The 19,655-nt window shown below is 39.5% G+C and carries 24 protein-coding genes; 5 read left to right on the top strand and 19 right to left on the bottom strand.

The annotated features are described in order from the left end of the window. Positions 1 to 8: 8 nt before the first annotated feature. The 6 genes from ATG71_RS15865 to ATG71_RS15890 all read right to left on the bottom strand — a co-directional run bounded on the left by ATG71_RS15865 (position 9) and on the right by ATG71_RS15890 (position 3,372). Positions 9 to 284: a helix-turn-helix transcriptional regulator gene (locus ATG71_RS15865; RefSeq protein WP_098440415.1), complete on the bottom strand. Its 276-nt coding sequence runs from the start codon at positions 282 to 284 to the stop codon at positions 9 to 11. Positions 285 to 1,045: 761 nt separating this feature from the next. Further along, positions 1,046 to 1,273, bottom strand: a complete 228-nt coding sequence (locus tag ATG71_RS15870; protein ID WP_098440416.1) for a hypothetical protein — start codon at positions 1,271 to 1,273, stop codon at positions 1,046 to 1,048. Between the two features lie 160 nt (positions 1,274 to 1,433). Continuing rightward, complete coding sequence (locus ATG71_RS15875; protein WP_098440417.1) at positions 1,434 to 2,096, bottom strand: HAD family hydrolase; 663 nt, start codon at positions 2,094 to 2,096, stop codon at positions 1,434 to 1,436. Between the two features lie 52 nt (positions 2,097 to 2,148). Continuing rightward, positions 2,149 to 2,643, bottom strand: coding sequence for an NUDIX domain-containing protein (locus tag ATG71_RS15880; protein ID WP_098440418.1), 495 nt, complete (start codon positions 2,641 to 2,643; stop codon positions 2,149 to 2,151). 55 nt (positions 2,644 to 2,698) lie between these two features. Further along, complete coding sequence (locus ATG71_RS15885) at positions 2,699 to 2,887, bottom strand: hypothetical protein (protein ID WP_098440419.1); 189 nt, start codon at positions 2,885 to 2,887, stop codon at positions 2,699 to 2,701. Between the two features lie 32 nt (positions 2,888 to 2,919). Continuing rightward, complete coding sequence (locus ATG71_RS15890) at positions 2,920 to 3,372, bottom strand: NUDIX domain-containing protein (RefSeq protein ID WP_098440420.1); 453 nt, start codon at positions 3,370 to 3,372, stop codon at positions 2,920 to 2,922. 224 nt (positions 3,373 to 3,596) lie between these two features. On the opposite strand from ATG71_RS15890, the gene ATG71_RS15895 reads away from it, so the two are divergent. After that, entirely contained in the window at positions 3,597 to 4,622 is a 1,026-nt protein-coding gene (locus ATG71_RS15895; RefSeq protein ID WP_179886564.1) for a serine hydrolase domain-containing protein, read from the top strand. Positions 4,623 to 4,744: 122 nt separating this feature from the next. Here ATG71_RS15895 and ATG71_RS15900 read toward each other — a convergent pair whose 3' ends face one another. Further along, a complete protein-coding gene (locus ATG71_RS15900) occupies positions 4,745 to 5,035 on the bottom strand; it encodes a hypothetical protein (protein ID WP_098440422.1) in 291 nt (96 codons plus the stop codon). 259 nt (positions 5,036 to 5,294) lie between these two features. Here ATG71_RS15900 and ATG71_RS15905 point away from each other — a divergent pair, with 259 nt between their 5' ends. Beyond that, on the top strand, positions 5,295 to 5,783 hold the full coding sequence (locus tag ATG71_RS15905) for a sigma-70 family RNA polymerase sigma factor (protein ID WP_098440423.1): 489 nt from the start codon (positions 5,295 to 5,297) through the stop codon (positions 5,781 to 5,783). 86 nt (positions 5,784 to 5,869) lie between these two features. Here ATG71_RS15905 and ATG71_RS15910 read toward each other — a convergent pair whose 3' ends face one another. From ATG71_RS15910 to ATG71_RS15925, 4 genes are all read right to left on the bottom strand, one after another. After that, entirely contained in the window at positions 5,870 to 6,328 is a 459-nt protein-coding gene (locus ATG71_RS15910) for a GNAT family N-acetyltransferase (protein ID WP_098440424.1), read from the bottom strand. 126 nt (positions 6,329 to 6,454) lie between these two features. Further along, on the bottom strand, positions 6,455 to 7,198 hold the full coding sequence (locus tag ATG71_RS15915) for an ABC transporter permease (RefSeq protein ID WP_098440425.1): 744 nt from the start codon (positions 7,196 to 7,198) through the stop codon (positions 6,455 to 6,457). Positions 7,199 to 7,213: 15 nt separating this feature from the next. Next, entirely contained in the window at positions 7,214 to 8,125 is a 912-nt protein-coding gene (locus ATG71_RS15920; RefSeq protein WP_098440426.1) for an ABC transporter ATP-binding protein, read from the bottom strand. Positions 8,126 to 8,377: 252 nt separating this feature from the next. Further along, positions 8,378 to 8,902, bottom strand: coding sequence for a pentapeptide repeat-containing protein (locus tag ATG71_RS15925; RefSeq protein ID WP_286163034.1), 525 nt, complete (start codon positions 8,900 to 8,902; stop codon positions 8,378 to 8,380). Positions 8,903 to 9,238: 336 nt separating this feature from the next. Between ATG71_RS15925 and ATG71_RS15930 the strand changes: the two genes are divergently transcribed. Then, positions 9,239 to 9,745 (top strand): GNAT family N-acetyltransferase, encoded by a 507-nt coding sequence (locus tag ATG71_RS15930; RefSeq protein ID WP_098440428.1) that lies wholly within the window; start codon positions 9,239 to 9,241, stop codon positions 9,743 to 9,745. 149 nt (positions 9,746 to 9,894) lie between these two features. Here ATG71_RS15930 and ATG71_RS15935 read toward each other — a convergent pair whose 3' ends face one another. From ATG71_RS15935 to ATG71_RS15945, 3 genes are all read right to left on the bottom strand, one after another. Continuing rightward, complete coding sequence (locus ATG71_RS15935) at positions 9,895 to 10,404, bottom strand: NUDIX hydrolase (protein ID WP_286163035.1); 510 nt, start codon at positions 10,402 to 10,404, stop codon at positions 9,895 to 9,897. 40 nt (positions 10,405 to 10,444) lie between these two features. Beyond that, a complete protein-coding gene (locus tag ATG71_RS15940; RefSeq protein ID WP_098440429.1) occupies positions 10,445 to 10,801 on the bottom strand; it encodes a VOC family protein in 357 nt (118 codons plus the stop codon). Between the two features lie 200 nt (positions 10,802 to 11,001). Next, positions 11,002 to 12,087 (bottom strand): citrate synthase/methylcitrate synthase, encoded by a 1,086-nt coding sequence (locus ATG71_RS15945; RefSeq protein ID WP_098440430.1) that lies wholly within the window; start codon positions 12,085 to 12,087, stop codon positions 11,002 to 11,004. Positions 12,088 to 12,200: 113 nt separating this feature from the next. On the opposite strand from ATG71_RS15945, the gene ATG71_RS15950 reads away from it, so the two are divergent. After that, positions 12,201 to 13,079 carry a LysR family transcriptional regulator gene (locus ATG71_RS15950; RefSeq protein ID WP_098440431.1) on the top strand — a complete coding sequence of 293 codons (879 nt, stop codon included), beginning with the start codon at positions 12,201 to 12,203 and terminating at the stop codon, positions 13,077 to 13,079. A 51-nt stretch (positions 13,080 to 13,130) separates the two neighbouring features. Here the strand turns inward: ATG71_RS15950 and ATG71_RS15955 are convergent, their stop codons facing one another. Next, the gene (locus ATG71_RS15955; protein WP_098440432.1) at positions 13,131 to 13,835 is read right to left on the bottom strand and encodes a class I SAM-dependent methyltransferase; all 705 of its coding nucleotides are present in this window, start codon (positions 13,833 to 13,835) and stop codon (positions 13,131 to 13,133) included. Between the two features lie 324 nt (positions 13,836 to 14,159). After that, entirely contained in the window at positions 14,160 to 14,684 is a 525-nt protein-coding gene (locus tag ATG71_RS15960; RefSeq protein WP_098440433.1) for a GNAT family N-acetyltransferase, read from the bottom strand. Between the two features lie 692 nt (positions 14,685 to 15,376). On the opposite strand from ATG71_RS15960, the gene ATG71_RS15965 reads away from it, so the two are divergent. After that, positions 15,377 to 15,811, top strand: coding sequence for a hypothetical protein (locus ATG71_RS15965; protein WP_098440434.1), 435 nt, complete (start codon positions 15,377 to 15,379; stop codon positions 15,809 to 15,811). A 73-nt stretch (positions 15,812 to 15,884) separates the two neighbouring features. Here ATG71_RS15965 and ATG71_RS15970 read toward each other — a convergent pair whose 3' ends face one another. The 3 genes from ATG71_RS15970 to ATG71_RS15980 all read right to left on the bottom strand — a co-directional run bounded on the left by ATG71_RS15970 (position 15,885) and on the right by ATG71_RS15980 (position 19,559). After that, on the bottom strand, positions 15,885 to 16,259 hold the full coding sequence (locus tag ATG71_RS15970; protein WP_098440435.1) for a nucleotide excision repair endonuclease: 375 nt from the start codon (positions 16,257 to 16,259) through the stop codon (positions 15,885 to 15,887). A 125-nt stretch (positions 16,260 to 16,384) separates the two neighbouring features. Continuing rightward, on the bottom strand, positions 16,385 to 17,272 hold the full coding sequence (locus ATG71_RS15975; RefSeq protein ID WP_098440436.1) for a diacylglycerol/lipid kinase family protein: 888 nt from the start codon (positions 17,270 to 17,272) through the stop codon (positions 16,385 to 16,387). Positions 17,273 to 17,402: 130 nt separating this feature from the next. Beyond that, complete coding sequence (locus tag ATG71_RS15980) at positions 17,403 to 19,559, bottom strand: YhgE/Pip domain-containing protein (protein ID WP_098440437.1); 2,157 nt, start codon at positions 19,557 to 19,559, stop codon at positions 17,403 to 17,405. Positions 19,560 to 19,655: the final 96 nt, after the last annotated feature.

The raw sequence follows: 19,655 nt of genomic DNA on the forward strand, positions 1-19,655 counted from the left end.
CGTTCATTTCATTCGTCTAGAAGCTTTGTCAGTCGGGAAATATTAACCCCCAGTGCTTTTAGTATTTCTCGACAAGTGATATCACTTACCTTTTCCTTCCCTCCTTCAAGTCTTTTAATGGTTTGTGTCGATACATTTGCTTTTTGAGCCAGCTCTTCTTGAGTCAGTTGAGATTTCACACGAAGTAAGGATACAATTTCACCCATATTTCGTTCGTCAAAAGGCGAATTCTCTTTGGTGAAACAGGAGTTAATGGAGTTACAAAATTTCTTCATGTCATTCATAGGTAGCTACCTCCAACATTTGGTAAAATCGCATTTACTAAATATATAGAAATTTCTCCATATTTTCAAGGGGATTATGACTTTTCTATATATATTATATTGATATGGGAGGGGCATAGCATGGTCATTTCAGTTGAAAGGAAATAAGACTTTAGGATGAAGTTTATGATGGGCAAATGCATTTGAAAAACGTTGGTGAAAAAAAGCAACCTCATGTTGAACCAGGAGAGCAGGTTCCATGCCGTTTGTAAATTAGCGGAAAAATTCCGTTTAAATCATAAAATGCCTCTATTTCACTAGGAATAGCCGGAGTTTTTCCGCTTATAGTAAAATATACGTTAAATATTGTTCCATATTAAGCAGTTAAGCGGAACTGCTCCGCTTATTTCAGCGTTTTAACTTTCCTCCAGCTGCCATAGCCGGAATTTCTCCGCTTATAAATCTACCGCCAAAATGAGATCATCTAAGCAGTATGCTTCATTGCTGGTTTACTTTAATCAACAACATTTTCCCCCAGGCCTAAAAACATACTGATAAAAAACTGCTCCTTTACTGACAATAACCTCTTTCACCTTGCTAAAAGAGATGCAAATTTGGGTGCTAAAACTCCTATAAGGCCATTGAGAACATTGATATATCCACAAAAAGAAGCAGTCCAATTCACTTGCGAATTGGACTGCTCATTTACGGGCGAATCAGTTTATGTACTCGAAAACCGAACCCGTTACCCTGTAGATACTTTTTGCAGATTTTATAGATCGTTATAATGCGAGGAATAAATCCCATCTAAGTGAATAATAAACGGTGCCGATTCCTACGAACACGACGACCAGGCCGATGATATTTTCTATGAACTTTTCTGGTAACTTAATGAATTTAAGTGCAGTATATATTAGTGTGGTAAGCGATATGGTGACGATTGAAACGATTGCTATATTGATGGCAACGGTTTTTACTGGTTCTGTTAATAATTTACTGATTTCTAACAATTTATACCCTCCTGATTTGATTCATTCCAGTGTGCTACGCTGAATATGTAGTATCAAGAAGACTATTATACTAGAAATTCCATGTATTTAATAGTGGTAGCTTTGCCTAAAAAAGTATGTTAGATGGAGTTTTTTCTTCTATAAAAAGCCCAACCGGAAACTATAAGCTGCTTAAACAACGTGGTAATTCATACAAGTCATCAATCACAGCATCTGCGTGCTTTGCATCGGTCCCATGGGTGTCTCTTTTCCAAATCCCCTTCATCCCTATTTTCTGGGCACCATACACATCATACTCAGGGTGGTCTCCCACAAAAATGCATTCTTCAGGTTTTACATGTAATCTTTGTATCGCCCTCTTAAAGATTTCAGGATCGGGCTTTTTCACACCTTCCCATTCAGAGACAAGAATTTCTTGAAAGTAAGGCTCGATTTCAAGGGCGAGTATGTTGTCCATTTGAAATCTGCCGTAGCCGTTTGTGATCATCCCCAATTGTATACCACAAGACTGTAATTCATCCAGCATACAATGTAGGTGGGGAAACGGTACACAACTGTGTTTAAATTGACTGATATAATCGTCGAGCAGCTCTTCCCAAGTTAATTCCTGAATTGAAAACTCCTCGATAAGCTGCTTATACACCTTGTCTTTCCACACATACCCTCTTTGATCCAATTCAATGAATCTGGATGAATATAAATCCGCCGGGATATGATTGAGAAATTGGTAGAATCGTACATATTGGTCTTTGATGAATACTTGGACAGACGCATCCCTATTTAAAAGCGTCCCATCAAGGTCGAATAGTGCAGCTTTAATCATAAATAAACATTTCCACCTTTCTACATTTAATAATGGTCAATTAACAAAAAACCTACAAATTTATTGTACGAACGTGAGAAAGAATCTCCTCGTACACACCGTTCCATTCAGAATAATAATCAGCTACTTGATCTGGATGAATCCAACATCGTTCAGCAGATTCATATTCTGCTTCGAATGTATGTATTTCTTCCACATCCACTCTATAAAAAAGTTGAAAGCCTACTTTGGGATAGGGGCTTTGTTCATTCCAGTGGGGATTATCATGATGATCCACGATCAGGTAACCTAAAAAGTGAGAAGAGCCGGATACATAGGCTTCCTCCATCACTTCCCTCTTCAAGCAATCTTCTGGGGACTCATCCTTTTCCAGATGACCACCTGGAAAATCCCAGCCCCGCTTATGAAGATTCACCAAGAGAAGCTTTCCATCCTTAAAACAGAATCCATGCACACTGGTGACTCGTGATGTGTCAGGAAGGATCGAATCTTGCCGCCATGTCAACTTCACTTTGGACTCCCCCCACCATACATATGTAGAACTCATCATTATCACTCCGTTAACTATAGACTTTTACGTATATTCTCCCAGAAGAGTTTAGTCAGGATTCCCTCGACTTTTTTATGGACGGGAGCCTGTGTAATAGAAGCCCGGTCCCGATCGTTAATAGCGCTAAGATGAAGGCACTAAAGAACGAATTCAAGCTGTAGTCCTGTTCCAAACCATCTAACACACTTGAATAAATGCCTGCCAATATGCCAGTCAAAATAAAAGTACTTATTCTCATCATTCATCGACCCCCCTTATTTTGATGGAATAGAACTAATTAATGTCCCCCAGATAAACCTTTGGCGATCTATTGACTAAATATGATTCTATTTCTCTAGGATAGTAACTATACTCTTTCAGTTCACTCAAATCAATCCACTCCACCCCTACTTGATGACTATCGGGGTTAGATGGGGTCTGATCATTGTTCCATTCGTGAATGAGGGTACAGGTAAAATAAAACTCCATTTGATGCAAACCGGAATCGAATGCTGCATGTTCATGGTTCTTACCGATATACTCCCTAACATGGATTAATTCTCCTACTGATACTTCGCAACCGATTTCCTCAAGACATTCCCTTTTTAAAGCCTCATGAAGTGTTTCTCCATGTTCCTGTCCACCCCCGGGGAAAAGGTAAAAAATACTGTCTTCGTCTTTATTTTTAGTCAATAGTATTTTGTTATCTTTGATAATGATGGCTTTTGCTGAGTTACGAATCGACATCGGATCATTCTCCTTCTATTTCCCTTAATTTCACATATGTATAAACCATACTATATGAGACTATCTAAATAGTGGATTTTTACATTAAAAAATACTGAATATATTCTTTTCAATATAAAACCTCTTAAATCCTGCTTTATGCTTATAAGCAATTGCAGATGGCACGGTGTTTACTTTATAAAACAAGACATGAAAGGATGGTTTTTTTGAAGGATCCTGCTTTAATGGAAAAAACAGTCCAATACTTTCGTGATAGTTACAGGGTTCCAGGTATATCGTTGTGCCTGACTGATTCTTCCGGAGAAGATTATATTATGGCAGCAGGCGTTCGAAACCTTTTTCAAGATACTTTATTAGATCCTTATGATCATCAACGGGTTGGAAGACTTTCGAACATTGTAACCAGTACGGTGATCTTAAAACTTCAGGAAGAAGGCATGCTTTCACTGGAGCAAACTGTAGCATCCATCTTACCTGGTATCCTGAAAGAAGGCAGTCGTATATCTGTGAGACAACTGCTCCAGCATAGAAGCGGTCTTAAGGATTATTTATGGATGGACATTGCAGGAACAAAATGTATCGAGCACGCTGTTTCAAGTCCCCGGGATTTCTTTTCGTCTCGAAGTCTTGTCAGACTTGTAGCCGACCACGACCTGGAATATCAACCTGGGACTCTATTCAAGTACTCAAATACGAATGTTATCCTGTTGGGACTGATCGTCGAAAAATGTTCAGGAAAAAAGTTTGAAGATGTAGTATATCAATGGATCACCCAGCCACTTCAATTGGATAGAACATACTTCCCTTGTTCCAATGATCTCAGGATCCCCTTTGCCACAGGACATTCTAAAGCGACGCCTGACTTGACTGACCTATCAGATGATTTAACACATATTACAGATCTCAATGTTTCAATTATGGGGACTTCAGGGGCACTCGTTTCCACCCCCGCAGAAATCCAAACGTTCATGAAGGCCCTTTTTGGCGGTACTCTCTTATCTCAGGAGTCAATGAAACAAATGCTTGTATTTCATGAAACGGATGAGCAGGAGCGATGTTACGGTTTGGGTTTATACAAGTATACGTTTGAAAAAGGAATGGTAGCGTATGGTCATCATAGTGGCGTCCATGGGTATGAATCCGTGACACTTTATTATCCCGATCACGAAATTTATGCGACGGTGAGCGTGAATCAGATGCCTGTAGGAATCGTGTCACTTGCTCATCAGCTGTTAAATGCAATTCATTAAACCAATAAATGTCCAGGAAGAGAATCCTTCTCGCTAAGGGTTCTCTTTCTGAGCTATATGATTCATAACAACTTCCACCTGATTTAATTTACATAATATTGTTATGGTTAAATATTTAGCCTTTAGCCATTTTTATTCTTTATTTGTTCCCGGATGTTTTCTAACTCCTCAAGAGATAATCTGTTCAAAAACTTTTTAATCTCATCTTCCAGCTTCTTTTTGTTTTTCTCCCGGTAGCTACCCCACCATTCCCGGAGGTTATCTGTTTTCTTAAGTAAATATTCGATATCGATTTCTTCGATTTCATCATCTGATAAGTAGTGAAGGACGGCGGCTAACATTTCTTCAAGCTTTTCAATCTCTTCATTTTTCTGGACGAGGACCTCGTTGTTTTCATCGTTTTTCTTTGGCATATCAGAACCTCCTTGTAAGTGGATGGTCCTTTTAGTATTGCTATTGGTGAGTGAAGTTAAACTCAGGTAGTTCACAACAGTGAAAATTTCAGCAATACTGTCAGTTCCCTAACGATAAATGATGATGACAGACCTTGGCAATGCTAAGTTTCTCTATTAAAAACGAGGATTACCCCCTTTTGTCTCAAGCCCTGTTCCTTTGTAAGGTTAAGCTACCTGGGAATACAAAGAACGGCGCGCCGGTCAAAAGGATACTGAGTTGGATAAATTCGAAGAGCTTCATATGCAATATGACAGGATGATTCACAAGATCATTCTTACTTTACACATTTACAAAAACAAATCTGAATACTATCAGACAGGTCTCATTGCACTTTGGGAGGCACATCAAAAGTTTGACCCGGAAAAAGGGGCATTTCCTGCTTATGCTTATTCATATGTTCGAGGCAGAATACTTTCTCAATTGACAAATGAAAATCGAAATGAAGAAAAAAGTATTTTCAAAGAGACGGAGTTTTTTGACATGATCGAGGATGAGCATATCAATGAAGGACTGGCCGAAGAAATGCTGTTCAGTTACTGTGGCGACTTAACTGCGAACCAGAGAAAGTGGGTCATGTATACTTGTCTGCATATGCTGACAGTCAGTGAAATTGCAGAGGTAGAGAATGTATCCATATCTGCTGTGAAAAAGTGGAGGAAGGGCGCAAAGGAAAAGATTCGGGGAATATTGGAGATTAGATGGTAAGTCTTACATTTAGGATGATAGGTACTTTCAGCTTCTATGTAACCACAATTCAAAGGGCCAAGCAATTTTGGCCCTTTGAATATATGTTAGTTGTTCTTAACTTCTTTCACTACAGCCATTTCCCTGCCAAATCGGTCACCATGATCCACAAATCCTAAACTCTCATATAAGCTGTGAGCACCTTGATTGTCGGGATGGTATCCTACTACGATTCTATGTATACCATAGGTTTCCATCATTTCATGGATCATCAGATCTGTCGCGGCTTTTCCGATTCCTTTACCTTGATAGTTCTTATCCACCATGATTCTGTAAACCCAATTAGCATCCAATTCTTCAGGTTCAGAATTGAACATTAGGAATCCAACTACTTTATCTTCATAATAAATGGCGAATGGCTTTAAAGTCGGCTCGAATTTCGATTGAGCGATTGATATAGCATTGGGCTCAATAAATTCCTGTTGCTCAAGGGATAATTCCAGCTGACAGCATTCGTACCAATTTTCGGCGTTTACTTCTGCAATTTTCACATTATTCTTATTCAAGTATGATCCCCTTTCAATCCATGTTGATCTTATTTTAGACCATTGAATCATACCATATATTACAAGAAGGAGGGGTGTGTATTTTTACTTTTCAAAAAATAAAGAAAAGATTCATATAATCATTTATTAACTCTTAGAAGACCGAAGAAAACGAGGATACGCAGCGATGGCGATCAAGCCACCAGTTATTCCAGCCATGACCATAATCAAAATATTGAATAAAATATCTAAAGTGCCTCCACCCTCTAGAATAATTTCCTTATACCCTTCAATTGCCCAATATTGAGGAAGTAACTTGCTGATCGTTTGCATGAATTCAGGCATAAGATCGACAGGTAGCCATAATCCTCCAAGCATTGCACCACCGAGGGCTATGATCTGTGTCAGAGCAATACCCATATTCTCCGTTTTCACCAATACAGCAAGTGCCATGCCCCATCCGGTTACAATAAATGCCAAAGAAAGTGATAAAATGATTATTCCAAGGGGATCTCCTAAAGGGAGGTCATACACAACAACGCCAAAACCGAATAATACAGCAATCTGAATCAAAACGATCACCATGAAAGGAATCCATTTCCCAATAAAATAGTTCATGATTGGAAGTGGCGTACTGGCGATCCTCGCAACCATCCCTTTGTCCCTATCCTTGACTAGCCCGATGACCATGGAAATCATAATATAAAAAGCGAACATGATAGTATAACCTGGAATGATCTGGGTAACGACTTCTTTGTAACTTGTATTTTCATCACCTGAAAAAATGGAAACAAAGGCAATGATGAATACGATCGGTAAGATAAACGTCCAAAACCACAAGCCTTTATCCTGTATATTTTTCTTTAATTCCATTTTGGCAATCGCCCACATATCATCCTCCCCTTTCTATGAATCCCGAAGTTGCGTTCCTGTTAATGTGAAAAAGATATCCTCCAGCTTCGGTTGATATAACTCTAGTCTTCTTGGCAAAATGTTATGGATGCGAAACTCGGCAATCAATTTTTCAAGCGTCAACAAAGGATCATCACTTTGTAGAATATATCCATTCCCTTTCGATTCAACCTCTCCATGTTTGGATAAACCAACATCATCTAAACCTTCGCCGGAAACGAACAATGACGGTTTATTATATTTTTGCTGTAGCTCAGCCATCGTTCCACATTCGACTAGTGCACCCTTGTCGATCAGCCCGATGCTGTCGCAAAGCTGCTCTACTTCCTCCATATAGTGACTTGAATAGATGATTGTACTTCCTTTCTTCTTTAGCTCTTGTATAATGGAAAAAATCGAGTTTCTTGATTGTGGATCAATTCCCACTGTCGGTTCATCCATGATGATAATGGAAGGTTCATGTAGAATGGCACAACCAATATTCAACCGGCGCTTCATACCTCCTGAAAAGGTGATGACTTTGTCTCTCCCTCGTTCTTCTAAACCGATTTGTTGTAACACTTTCTCGCTGCGATCTTGAAGGTCTTTGCCTTTCAGCCCGTAAAGCCTTCCAAAATACATTAAATTATCCTTTGCCGTAAGGGTTTCTTCCAAACAGATTTCTTGAGGTATGTAGCCGATAAGTTTTTTTACCTTTACTCTTTCTTTCTTGACGGATAGCCCCTGGACATTGATGTCCCCAACAAAGTTTTGCAATACACCGGAAAGAATCTTCATTAGTGTGGATTTCCCTGCCCCATTAGGACCTACAAGCCCGAAACAAGAGCCTTCTTGAATCGTTAAATGAATGTCGTTAAGTGCTTGAAGTGAATCATATCGCTTGCTTATGTTATCAACCGTGATCATGAATAAACCTCCTCAAACTGTTCCTCATAAAAAGATGTACGAATCATAGTTGGTAAAAGTTTCAACTATTAAGAAACGAAAGAAATAGGAGTGGGATTGTCTTCCACTCCTTTCACTATTTTTGGATGAATTGATACGCTTGCTTCTTGGAATTGAAAACAGGTATGTGTTGTTGATACATGATTATGCCGGTTTGAATCATTTCATGCCTTGTACAGGATATAGACGTTGTGAACAAAATCAGTCTTTATACTACTCCTTCACTTTCAATCCCAATAAGCTAGCAAAACCTATTGCCTGCTCAGGTGAAACTTCACAACCAGAAAGGTTTTCAAGGGCTACATTAATGCGTGTAAACCTGCATGTACTAATATCAATACCCTTTAGGTTAGTTTGAGTGAAGTCAATATCATTAAGATTGCACTGATTAAAGCTGACCTTAAGCAGTTCACAGTCAGAGTAATTGGAATGTTGTAAAAAGGTCTCGTTAAATGTTACTTGTTTTAATCTTGCTTCAACAAAGTCACTCATATTTGCCAGGCACTCTTCAAAACGGACATTTCCTAAATGACCACCGGAAAAATTCACACCCAATAATTTGCATTCTTTGAAGATGACCCGATGAATGATTCCTTCTCTGAAATTCACATTCGACAGGTCGCAATTTTCAAACACGACATCTGTCATGTCGATACGGGGGAAAGATGCACCAGTGAAAGAAACATTTTTAAACATAACTTTTGATAGTACGAGCTGATCGATCTCTTCCAGCTCCATCCCTGTATTTTCAATTGTACAATTCGATAAGAATGGATCTTCTTCATAATAGATATCTTGAAAATTGGCAGCCTTTAAACGAGCTGGGATTTTAGGTTCTTCTACTTTAAATTTGTGGCCGATGATTACACCTCAGATTATGTTCATTTTGTATAAAGAAACTATATCACGAAGAAAATTGAATAGTAGTCTTGGATTTTAATCAGGTGTGTGTCTCGCCATGATATGAGTAGTCATGTTTATAGCTTTAAGCGTAGTTAAGAGAAAATAATGAATTTCCTCTCTTATATATTTCAAGTACAATAAGGTAGAATGATTGGAAATGGGGTGTTCACTATGAAAGTAACAGAAACGAATCGACTCTCCCTTAGGTGGGTGGAAGAAACGGACGCAGGATTTATTTTGACATTATTAAATGAGCCTGGATGGCTTAAATATATTGGAGACAAAGGGATTCATACATTGGAAGATGCAAATCGTTATATCATGAATGGTCCTAGTGCCATGTATGAGCAAAAAGGATTTGGATTGTTCTTGGTAGAACGAAAGCTTGATCATGTACCGATCGGTTTGTGTGGACTGATTAAGCGGGACGGACTGAAAGACGTGGATATTGGCTTTGCCTTTCTAACTGACTATCAATCTCAAGGGTATGCATATGAAGCAGCATTCGCTACAGTGGAACTTGCTAAAGAATTAGGGATTAAACGACTAGTAGCGATAACGACAAAAGATAATGCCCCTTCCTCTAAACTTCTTGAAAAATTGGATATGAAATTCGAAGGTTATGTGACATTGCCTAATGATACGGAAGAATTGAAAAAGTTCGGATTGAAAATCTAACTACATTTAGTAAACTTAGTGAAGTTTTTCTCATATCGAAAAGAGCTGGATCATAAACGAACAGCTCTTTTCGATAAAGTTCATAATTAATCGGTTTCGCCTGAATGAATAAGAACACGCCTACCCAATACCAGGTAAGCGTTCATATTCTATACATACAATTTCTTTAATTCTTCCAAAACATAGTTTTCCCTTTTAATCCATCGATTGTTCTCATATTTGCCCATCAGCCGCTCGTTCCCGTCAATGGCTTCATTTATGGTTACCCATCGGGGAGTCATCTCGAGTTCCGCCTCATATTCTTCTAATTGTTGAGGTATTTTATTCAAGTCTGATAGTTCGCAATGAAAATAGTGTGAAGTCATTTCGAATAGTGTACCCTCATCATACATGTCCATATGTCTTTGTGTCACGATACCAGCAAGCTCTTTTACGAAACAGTGTATGTAGCCGGTTTCTTCAGCCACTTCCCTGATCAGGGCAGCAGAAAGACTTTCATCTGCTTCGACTCCACCTCCTGGAAATTTATAATCTCCCCTGTTGGAATGCATAAGAAGGATTTTACCATCTTGTATTATGACTGCCTTAACGGCGGTTCTATATTTCGTTTTGTATTCAGTTACCATGCCTCTTTGCTTTCCTAATACAGTTTTAAACAATTGTGTTTCACCTTCCCTTTTACTAGGTTGATTTCATTCCCTACTTGTTTTCAATCAACCCAATCCCCACCCCGGTAGGGTCCACTAAATACGCAAGGAAAAAGTGATCAAATTCCATCTTATCTCTTACCACCATTGCCCCATTTTCTTTTGCTGCAGAAATGGTTTTTTCAATGGATTCTACTTCAATTTGAATTCGCGTACCGTGTGGATGATCCTGAGGTCCCTTGCTAATCCCCCCATTCATTCCCTCGTTGTGTCCTGTCATGACTGTCCGGTAGTCCCACTTAGGTTCGTCCACTTCCCATCCGAAAACCTTTGAATAAAATGCTGATGCTTTTTCTGGAGCCTGACTGCTTAATTCAAAGCCAACCACTTTCCCATTTCGATTTTTCACATAGATACCCTCCACATTTCTTATTGATGTAAAATTGAGCTCACTTAAAGATAGTTCCTGATACCATTACGCACTATTTACAATTCGACAATATATCCCATTGTCCTTCCATACAATATTCTATTCCAATGAAAAAACGCTTAGAGGGCACTAAGCGTTTACACAGAACCCGTATCAACTAGACAGGAAGGTTTCGTTCTTTAGGCGTTTCGCTTTCCTATATATTCGGATTGTGGCCTGAATATTGTATTGTTTTCAGCTTGCTCCAGCACATGTGCTGTCCAACCAACGATGCGAGCGGCCGTAAATGTCGGTGTGAATAGATCTGATGGCAGATTAATCGATTTCATGATGGCGGCAGCATAAAATTCTACATTGGTATATAGGGACCTTCCCGGCTTCAATTCAGCTAACAGTTCGATCGCCTTCTTCTCGACAAAGAGTGCCAGGTCCAATGAGGGGTCATCCCCCTTATTTTCCAACAGCTTCTTTCTTAAAGCGTTGGCTCGTGGATCATGGGTCTTGTACACGCGATGACCAAATCCCATCAGCTTTTCACCTTTCAGCAATTTTCCTCTGATGATATTTTCGGCTTTTTCAGCCACACCTATTTCGTTCAATAAATCAATGACCCCGGACGGTGCCCCGCCGTGAAGCGGTCCCTTCATTGTCCCGATCGCTGAAGTGATGGCTGAAACAAGATCGGATTCCGTTGAGGACGTGACTCTTGCCGAGAAGGCAGAAGCATTCATTCCATGTTCGAGTGTGAGGACCATATACGTTTCAAGTGCATCCACAACGGCTTTTGAAGGACTTTTTCCGGTCAGCATGAATAGATAATTCTCCACATGGCTTAACTCGGTATCCGCCTCGAGTTGAGGTCGATCCATCAGCATATTAAATCGATAAGCAATGATGGTAGGTATGACAGCTGTCAATCGCAAGGATTGCTCTATAGTAGGCTTCCATTTGTATTCTGATCCTCCCATAGAGGAGATCACCGTCCTTAATACACTCATAATATCCATTTCTTCTGGGAGAGAATGAAGGATGTCCTTCATTGCAGGTGTCAAGTCTCGGTAAGCGCTCAATTTCCTCTTGATTTCCACTGCATCCTCCTTTGTTGGAAGATACCCATACCACAACAAGAATGCAGCTTCTTCAAATGACAGATGACTGAGTTCTCCAATTTCATATCCCCTATAGATGAGAATCCCTTCCTTTCCATCAATGTGACTGATCGACGTTTGAGCTGCGACTATTCCTTTTAACCCTTCACTAAACATTCAGAACATCCCCTTTTTGCTTTATTACAATTATTGTATAATGGATTTATAATTAAGAAAATTAAATATATTTAATTGAATTGATTACATTTTATAATCAAGGGGTAGGTCTAGTGGATTTAAATATTATCAAAACGTTTATTATCGCAGCTGAATTCAATCATTTCAGGAAAGCTGCCGAGCGATTATATATCTCACAGCCGACCGTATCGGTACATATTAAACAACTTGAAAAAGAACTCGGAGTGGTCCTATTCGAGAGAGATGGAAAGAAAATCAAACTGACAGAAGCGGGAAGGTCCTATTTACATAATGCGAAGAGATTAATCGAGGTTTATGAGGAAGGAATAACAGATATTCAATCCTTTAGTCAGGGTTACACAACCACACTTAAAATGGCTATCTCCCCCTTGATTGCTGATAATGTCCTGCCTTTTGTATTAAAGCAGTATCTGGAGAATCATCCCCAGGTGGAAATTTCGGTGGAAATCATTGAATCAGCAGAAATAGAAAAGGCAGTTTTGGAAGAAAGGGTGGATATCGGACTTTCCTGTCTTCCCTGTTTCAGTCCCGAGCTTGAACAGACTCTCCTGTTTTCGGATAAAGTCATATTGGTGGCTCCTCATGATGGAAGGGATTTTGAATCAGCACCGCCCCTAGATGAAGAGGAGTTATTGGCTTCGAATTACTTATTGACCCACAATCACCCTTCTTATTGGGATGAACTGTTCTATACCATTAAACAATTTTATCCGACAACAAGGATGATGAGAGTTTCGCAGACACATATTACGAAACGGTTCATTGCAGAAGGGCTTGGCGTATCCTATCTTCCGTCCTCTTCAGTAAGGAGAGAGCTGTTGGAAGGGAGGCTTTTGGAAGTCCACACAAGTACTTTTCCCATGCCGGAAGCGAAGACCTTCGCACTTACAAAATATCAACATAAAACACAAAACGAATTTTTACGTTTCCTGTCTCGATTCAGAGTGTAAAAAAAGGATGGCATCGTCACAAATTAGTGACGATGCCATCCTTTTTATTAATTACCTTTTTCGAAAAAGGGCTGTCAATAAGTCAGATGCACCAAACATGTTATCTGAACCTTTTTTATCGATCATTTTCCTGATTTCAACGGGATTTAATGATTGGAAGACACTTTTTAACCGATCTTCTGTATATCCTAATCCTCCCATCAGTGATCCTTTTTTATATACTTCCCAATCAGATAGATCAGATCCGCCTAGTTTACCACCCTTGTAAAAACACGTTATGCCAAAGTATCCTCCCTCCCCTAATGCTCTTTCAATAAGATTTATGTAACTTATCCTTCTGTGGGGAGCGATATGGTGAAAACATCCTGAATCATATATGAAATCGTACTTTCCAATGGGGAGGTCACAATCAAATATATTCTGATGTAGAAAGTTAATGGTCAAATTTCTTTCATCAGCCCGTTCCCTTGCCCAATCAAGGGACGTTTGGGATAGATCGACTGCATCAACCTCAAATCCATTTTCCGCTAAAAAAATGGCATTCCTGCCCGGTCCGCAGCCAAGTTCGAGTACCTTGCCCCTTGTGATGATTCCACGTTCAATATAAGAAACTAAGTTCTCATCGGGGGCATTCACAAAGATAGGTACTGGTTTCTCCCGGTCAGAAAAAAATTCATCCCAAAAGGGTTCAGGCTCCCGTAAAAATGAATCAAGCATGGTTAGTAAATCATCGTAATTATGAATACTTTCTTGCATATGGTTCCCTCCTTCATCAACTGATTTCATTTTACTTTATGACAAGGATAGAAAGGTTACCATGATTTTACAAATATATTATTTTATGGATGAAAAGGGAGTGAAGTTTATGATTTACTCTGCTTATACATGCCTTAAACTCCCTCTTGTGGGTTCTTTTCTGTGTGTGAAAGGTATGGTATTCAAGTGCATGTTGATCTAACTGGGCGGAATCTGACCATGCTGAAAGAGAGGCTGTTATCAGTAGGATTACTATCATTGTTACAATTGTAACTAAAATGCAATAATACAAGAATGCATCCTAAATCTCTAATTTTGAAAGGGTCAAACCAGGATCTTCTCCATACGGATATCTGACCACATTTGTTCATTCCAATAGGTAAAGTCAGGGATTCTGGCTATTTCCTGATAACCCATCTGCCTGTAGAGCTTATATGCCTGGTTGTTAAATTCAAATACACCCAGTTCTATTCTCACTAGTCCTTGGTCTTTTATCTCCTTTTCCAAATAACAGATTGATTCATACCCTATTCCCTTTCCGCGTGCCCCGGGATCTCCTATCGTAATCCCTAACCAAGCAGTTCCCTTCACCTTCTTATATAGATGAGGGGGATCGATCATATAATTCATTTCCCCCACAAGTTTATTTTCCAGGTATATAAGAAAGATATGATGAGATTCCAAACGATCTTTCAATTCAGCAATGTCCATGTTCCTGGATTGTTCAAGCTCTTCCCTGTTTCGATTTGGCCGAATGAATGGGATTAAATCGGGATGCTGATCCCATTTATTTAAAGCGTTAAGGATATCAGTGTTTGGGTGGGTTAATTCTTTGATGTGAAGAGTCATTTCTTTTCCTCTCTTTCTCATGCTAGAAATATGAGTAAAAGACCACGGAATGTACCAGGTGGTCATTATTTCATAATTGTTAGAATATTCAATTATATTTATGTATAGCTTCTTACATGTTTATGTTATGCCTAAAGTGGCCTAAAGGCAATAATTTCTTGGGATGAGAGGTGAGGATACATGGTGGTGTTAAATGATATGAAGCTTGGAACGTTACAGAAAGGTCATATTTTCTATCCATTTAAACAGGAAGAGAAGCCTACATTCGAAATCTGATGTTATTTATTCAGGCCGGCTTGGAAAACAATCAACATATGCAGGAAGGTTTACTTTCAGTTTGTGCATATCGAAGACACAGCTTATCAAGTACGTTGACAGATACATTGGAGATGGTTCATCAATACGTATTGACAGATGAGGATCTTCAATTATCCATGACATATAGGAGATAGCGACCTGTAAAGACCCTTCTTTTACGAGGGTCTTTTATTTTTGACCTGTTATGTGCTCTACCATTATAGCTTTACGGACAGACACTCATGTTCAGGTCTCCTCTTTTCACTTATACACTTTTTTCTTAATCCCAATCTCTTTATTATTATATGATTTTATAAAAAATGGTTCTATGTATGCCCTCCCCTCCAATAACTATAACTATAAGGCTTTCTATATTTATTCCAGGAGGGGCTCTTGTGATCGGAACCATAAATCCCATTAAATTGAATGAAGTGATTGAGTATGAGGACCTTTTTCATGAAACGTATTCCGGAACTTCTTTAAAGGCAGGGCGCATTGTACAAATCGTGTACTGGATTAAACCCGGGAAATCTTTTATTACGTATGATATCCTGGATAATAAAAAGAAATATGTGAATATTGAAGATTCTCCCTCGCCGCCATCGGTTCAAAGACGGGAAATCAGCTTTCAAACGTTATTTGAATTGAAACAACCGGTTGATATTGAGATTGCCGGGTTGAAGAGACCTTCTGTCATCGTATCGATCACCATTCATTGGAGTGATGACGGAACCGTGGTTTCTTATGGGGTGACTGATCGGACGGATACAACCTATTTTGGAGTTCGGGAAGAATTGTTGGTTAATTGGAATCCAGCATATATCCGCTAGAAAATTAAATACATCTCTATAAATCAAAAAGGTACCAGGGTCCTTAATCAGACCCTGGTACCTTTTCGATTTCTTACTTATAGAACACTTTGTCTACATTATATTTCGCTTGAAGTTTATTGATGATGTATGTCTCATAAATGTCACGATCCATCGCGTCCTCTACGATAGCTACGTCGATTCGGTAGACTTCATCTCTGTGATTACGCAGTGGTGATACGGTATCTTCAAGATGCTTCTTTACTCTTTGTCGCAGCTTTCTGGCTTTCCCAACGAAAAGAAGGTCATCATTGATATTATAAAATAAGATGATGCCGCCCTTATCTCTTGGAATTTCGTGAAGATCGATAAAGCCTTCGATGCTTTTGATCTTTGGTTCTTCTGAGTCTTTTGCTTGTTTTCGTTCCGTTATGGAAATATCCGATTGAGGGATTTGAATGTTTATCATGAATGGTCACGTCCTTTTTTTGCTGTAAGAAGTAATGGTAACACAAAAAGGATAGAATTACTATACTACGAAGCACTTCCCTTAAAAAAGGATTGCCTCCCCTGTATGTTTCCTTTTGTGAATTTTTATTTTTGAACGGGAACGAGAATATCCAGATGCTGTTTCAAATTTTCTATTGTGATAGGAAGTTTGTCTCCCTCGTCCCCATCAACATTGGCTATCATTTCATAGGTGGAGTTCGCCTGGAGTTTGGTCACTTTCATATAATGTACATGTTCACTTTCTGCTAATTCACCCAGCAGAATTTTAGGAAGTAATAAAAGGAACTTGGGAAGAGGCATATCTTTAATGATAAAGACATGAAGCTTGCCATCATTCACCTCCGCTTCCGGTGCGATGGTTTCCATCCCCCCTACAGAATTGGTCAGGGCAACAAGCATAAGAAGGGATTCCCCTTTCCAATCATGTTCGGATTGGACCTTTAGCTCGAATGGCTGCTTCTCCTTCATCTTCTTCATTCCTTCTATTATATAGGCAAGTGGACCAAGCTTTGATTTCTGCTCAACTGGTGTGGAAAAGGAAGCCTCTGCTAATGCTCCGACTGCCACAATATTGACGAAGTATCGATCATTGAGCTTTCCTACGTCGGTTTTTTGGACATGATTTTGTTTAAAGATGTCGATTGCTTCTTCAGGTTCCATTGGAATATTGAGAGCGCGTGCAAAATCGTTGACCGTACCGAGTGGGATGAGGCCGAATAACGGACGGTACTCCTGTTCAGCCATTCCATTAATGGCTTCATTGATCGTACCATCTCCGCCCATCGCAGCAAGGAAATCATATCTTTTCTCACAAGCTTCCCTCGCAAATTCCATTGCGTCCCCTTCTCCCTTAGTCAATCGTAAAAAGGTCTCATATCCCATCTCCTTCATCGTTTGAAGTGCATGCTCACTATATTGTTCACCCAATTCCTTCCCAGAAGACGGATTGACGATTAACATGGCTTTCTTCACGCTATTTCCTCCCTTTTACATTATGTATTTCATTAGGCTTTACCCTAAAAGTAAAGGGAGGAATCCTTTTCCACGAATGAAAAAACAGGACAGTCAATGGAATAACCCGTATTTAATATCTTCAACAATATCAATGAAACAATCCCGACTCTTTTGATTTTTTCATAAAAGCTTTTGTCCTTTTACTTAGTGGTCCTTTGAAAAATGCACCGAATAGTAAAGCAATGACGCCAAATATGCTTAGAATTAAAATATCCCTGTACATCCTCTCCCAAACGATACCGCCAACCGCTTCCCTCATGAGGTCGATGCTATAAGAAAATGGGAGGAAGGGATGGATGATTTGGAAGAATGCGGGCAATAGGGGCACGGGATAAGTCCCTCCGGCTCCTGCAATCTGCAGGACCAGAAGGACGATGGCCATCGCTTTTCCGATATTCCCAAATACTGATACCAATGTATACACCACAATCATAAAAACAATGCTGATAAATAGTCCAAAGCCTATAAACCAACCAGGTTCTGCGATATGAACACCCAGGATAAAAATGTCTCCGACTGTGACAATCAAGGCTTGTATGAAACCGATGCAGAGAAAGGTCAGGAATTTCCCGAAATAAATTTGCCTTTCTGTAAACTCATGTGGAGTGATGACTTCAGTTGCTAATAGCGAGATTAACAATAGGGCACCTACCCAGATGGCTAACACAGTATAAAATGGGGTCATGGCAGCCCCGTAATTTCGGATTGGAAATAAACTATTTTTATTTAAAACAACCGGTTCTTCAAAAAAGCTTTTCTCTGCATTAGGATCATTCCGAAGAAGATCAATGATTTCATTGATATCGGTTTCCCCCTGGATATCCCTGATACGGTCGGCAAGCTGACTGATTTTATCTTTAATGTACGGAAATTGGCTTGAAACGTCTTGGAGGATTTCGGTTCCTTTGCCGATGTTCATATCGGTATCAGCGAGAATCCTTTCCACTTCCGGAATGGTGCCTTGAATGTCTTCTAAGATTTTTCTTGCTTCATTCAAGGTTCCCTTCGCTTTAGCTACCTCGCCTAATACAGCAGGTTCAATCGTTTGTTTGTATCTTTTTATAAGTGCATCCATGTCATTATCCGTTTTGCGGGCACGAGCTTTGATGCCCTTGATCAATTCGTTCACATCTTGTTGCTTTGTTGCAATGAAATCATTTAGTTTCTGACCTTCTTTTTGAATTCTCTCTATTTCGAGCTTTACTTCCTCCAGCTGATTCAGTGCCTGTGCAATCTGTTCTTGGTTTGGATTTTCTTCATTCTTCTGTAACGATTGTAAGGAAGCTTCAACCGTGTCAATCGTTTGAATGGAAGTGGCAAGTTTATCAGCGACTCCTTTGTTAATGGTTTCTGCTCCACTAAGGTCAATAGAAGAGGTTTCAATTTGCCCCAGGAATTCGTTGACCCTGGCAGCCATTTCCTGTACTCGCTCCAAATCTTCTTGAATGGTTGGAGCCATCTCGTTTAATTCATTTTCAGCTTTTTCAAGAAAATCCGTGGTCTGATCGATCGTATCAATTCCCTGATTCGTCACACGTTTCACATCAGGAATTTCAGCCTGTGCTTTCTGAATAATTAGTTTGGCACTTTCGGCATCCGACAAAGATTCATTCAGGATAGCACCGATTCCTGGTAACTTTCGATCTACTATAAATACATAATCCTCAAACCTTTTTATGTCAGGAAGATCCTTTTGAATCTCAATTCCAAGCTCATTAAAAAGTTCAAATATGGTCCCATTGACAGTCGAGATAAACGAACCCGTAATTTTATCGACGATCCCACCTGCCCCGGACTCTGTAATTTTCGGGGCGATGGCATTGATCTTTTCGTTTACGTAATATTCCAATGTTGCCTTTTTAGGTTTATCCTCTATGACAGTGGCTAACTTCCTGGAGAAGTCACTCGGAATGATGATAACCGCGAAATACTCCCCATACTCAACACGATCCATCGCTTTTTTTCTATCAACAAACTTCCAGTTCATTTCATTATTTTTCTTTAATTCTTTTACAAGATCCATGCCAATATTCAATTTCTCATCCCTGAGTTCTGTCCCATTATCTTCATTCACAATCCCGACCGGAAGCTGATCGGTCTTGCTGTAAGGATCCCACGAAGCGCCGATGTTAAACCAGGCGTACAAAGATGGTAACAACATTAAACCACCTATCAAGAACGCAGCAACCCAATTCCTGGATACCATTTTAATATCCCGTGTAAAAATCCTCCAGCTATTTCGCATATGAATTCCTTCCTTTGTCCCGAACCTTTAGTTTGGAACTTAGTATACCCAACTTTAAGTTCTTAAGTTACCAACACACACTTGAAATCAACTGGA

It is taken from the genome of Bacillus sp. es.034 (assembly GCF_002563655.1).
Lineage (GTDB): Bacteria > Bacillota > Bacilli > Bacillales > Bacillaceae_B > Rossellomorea.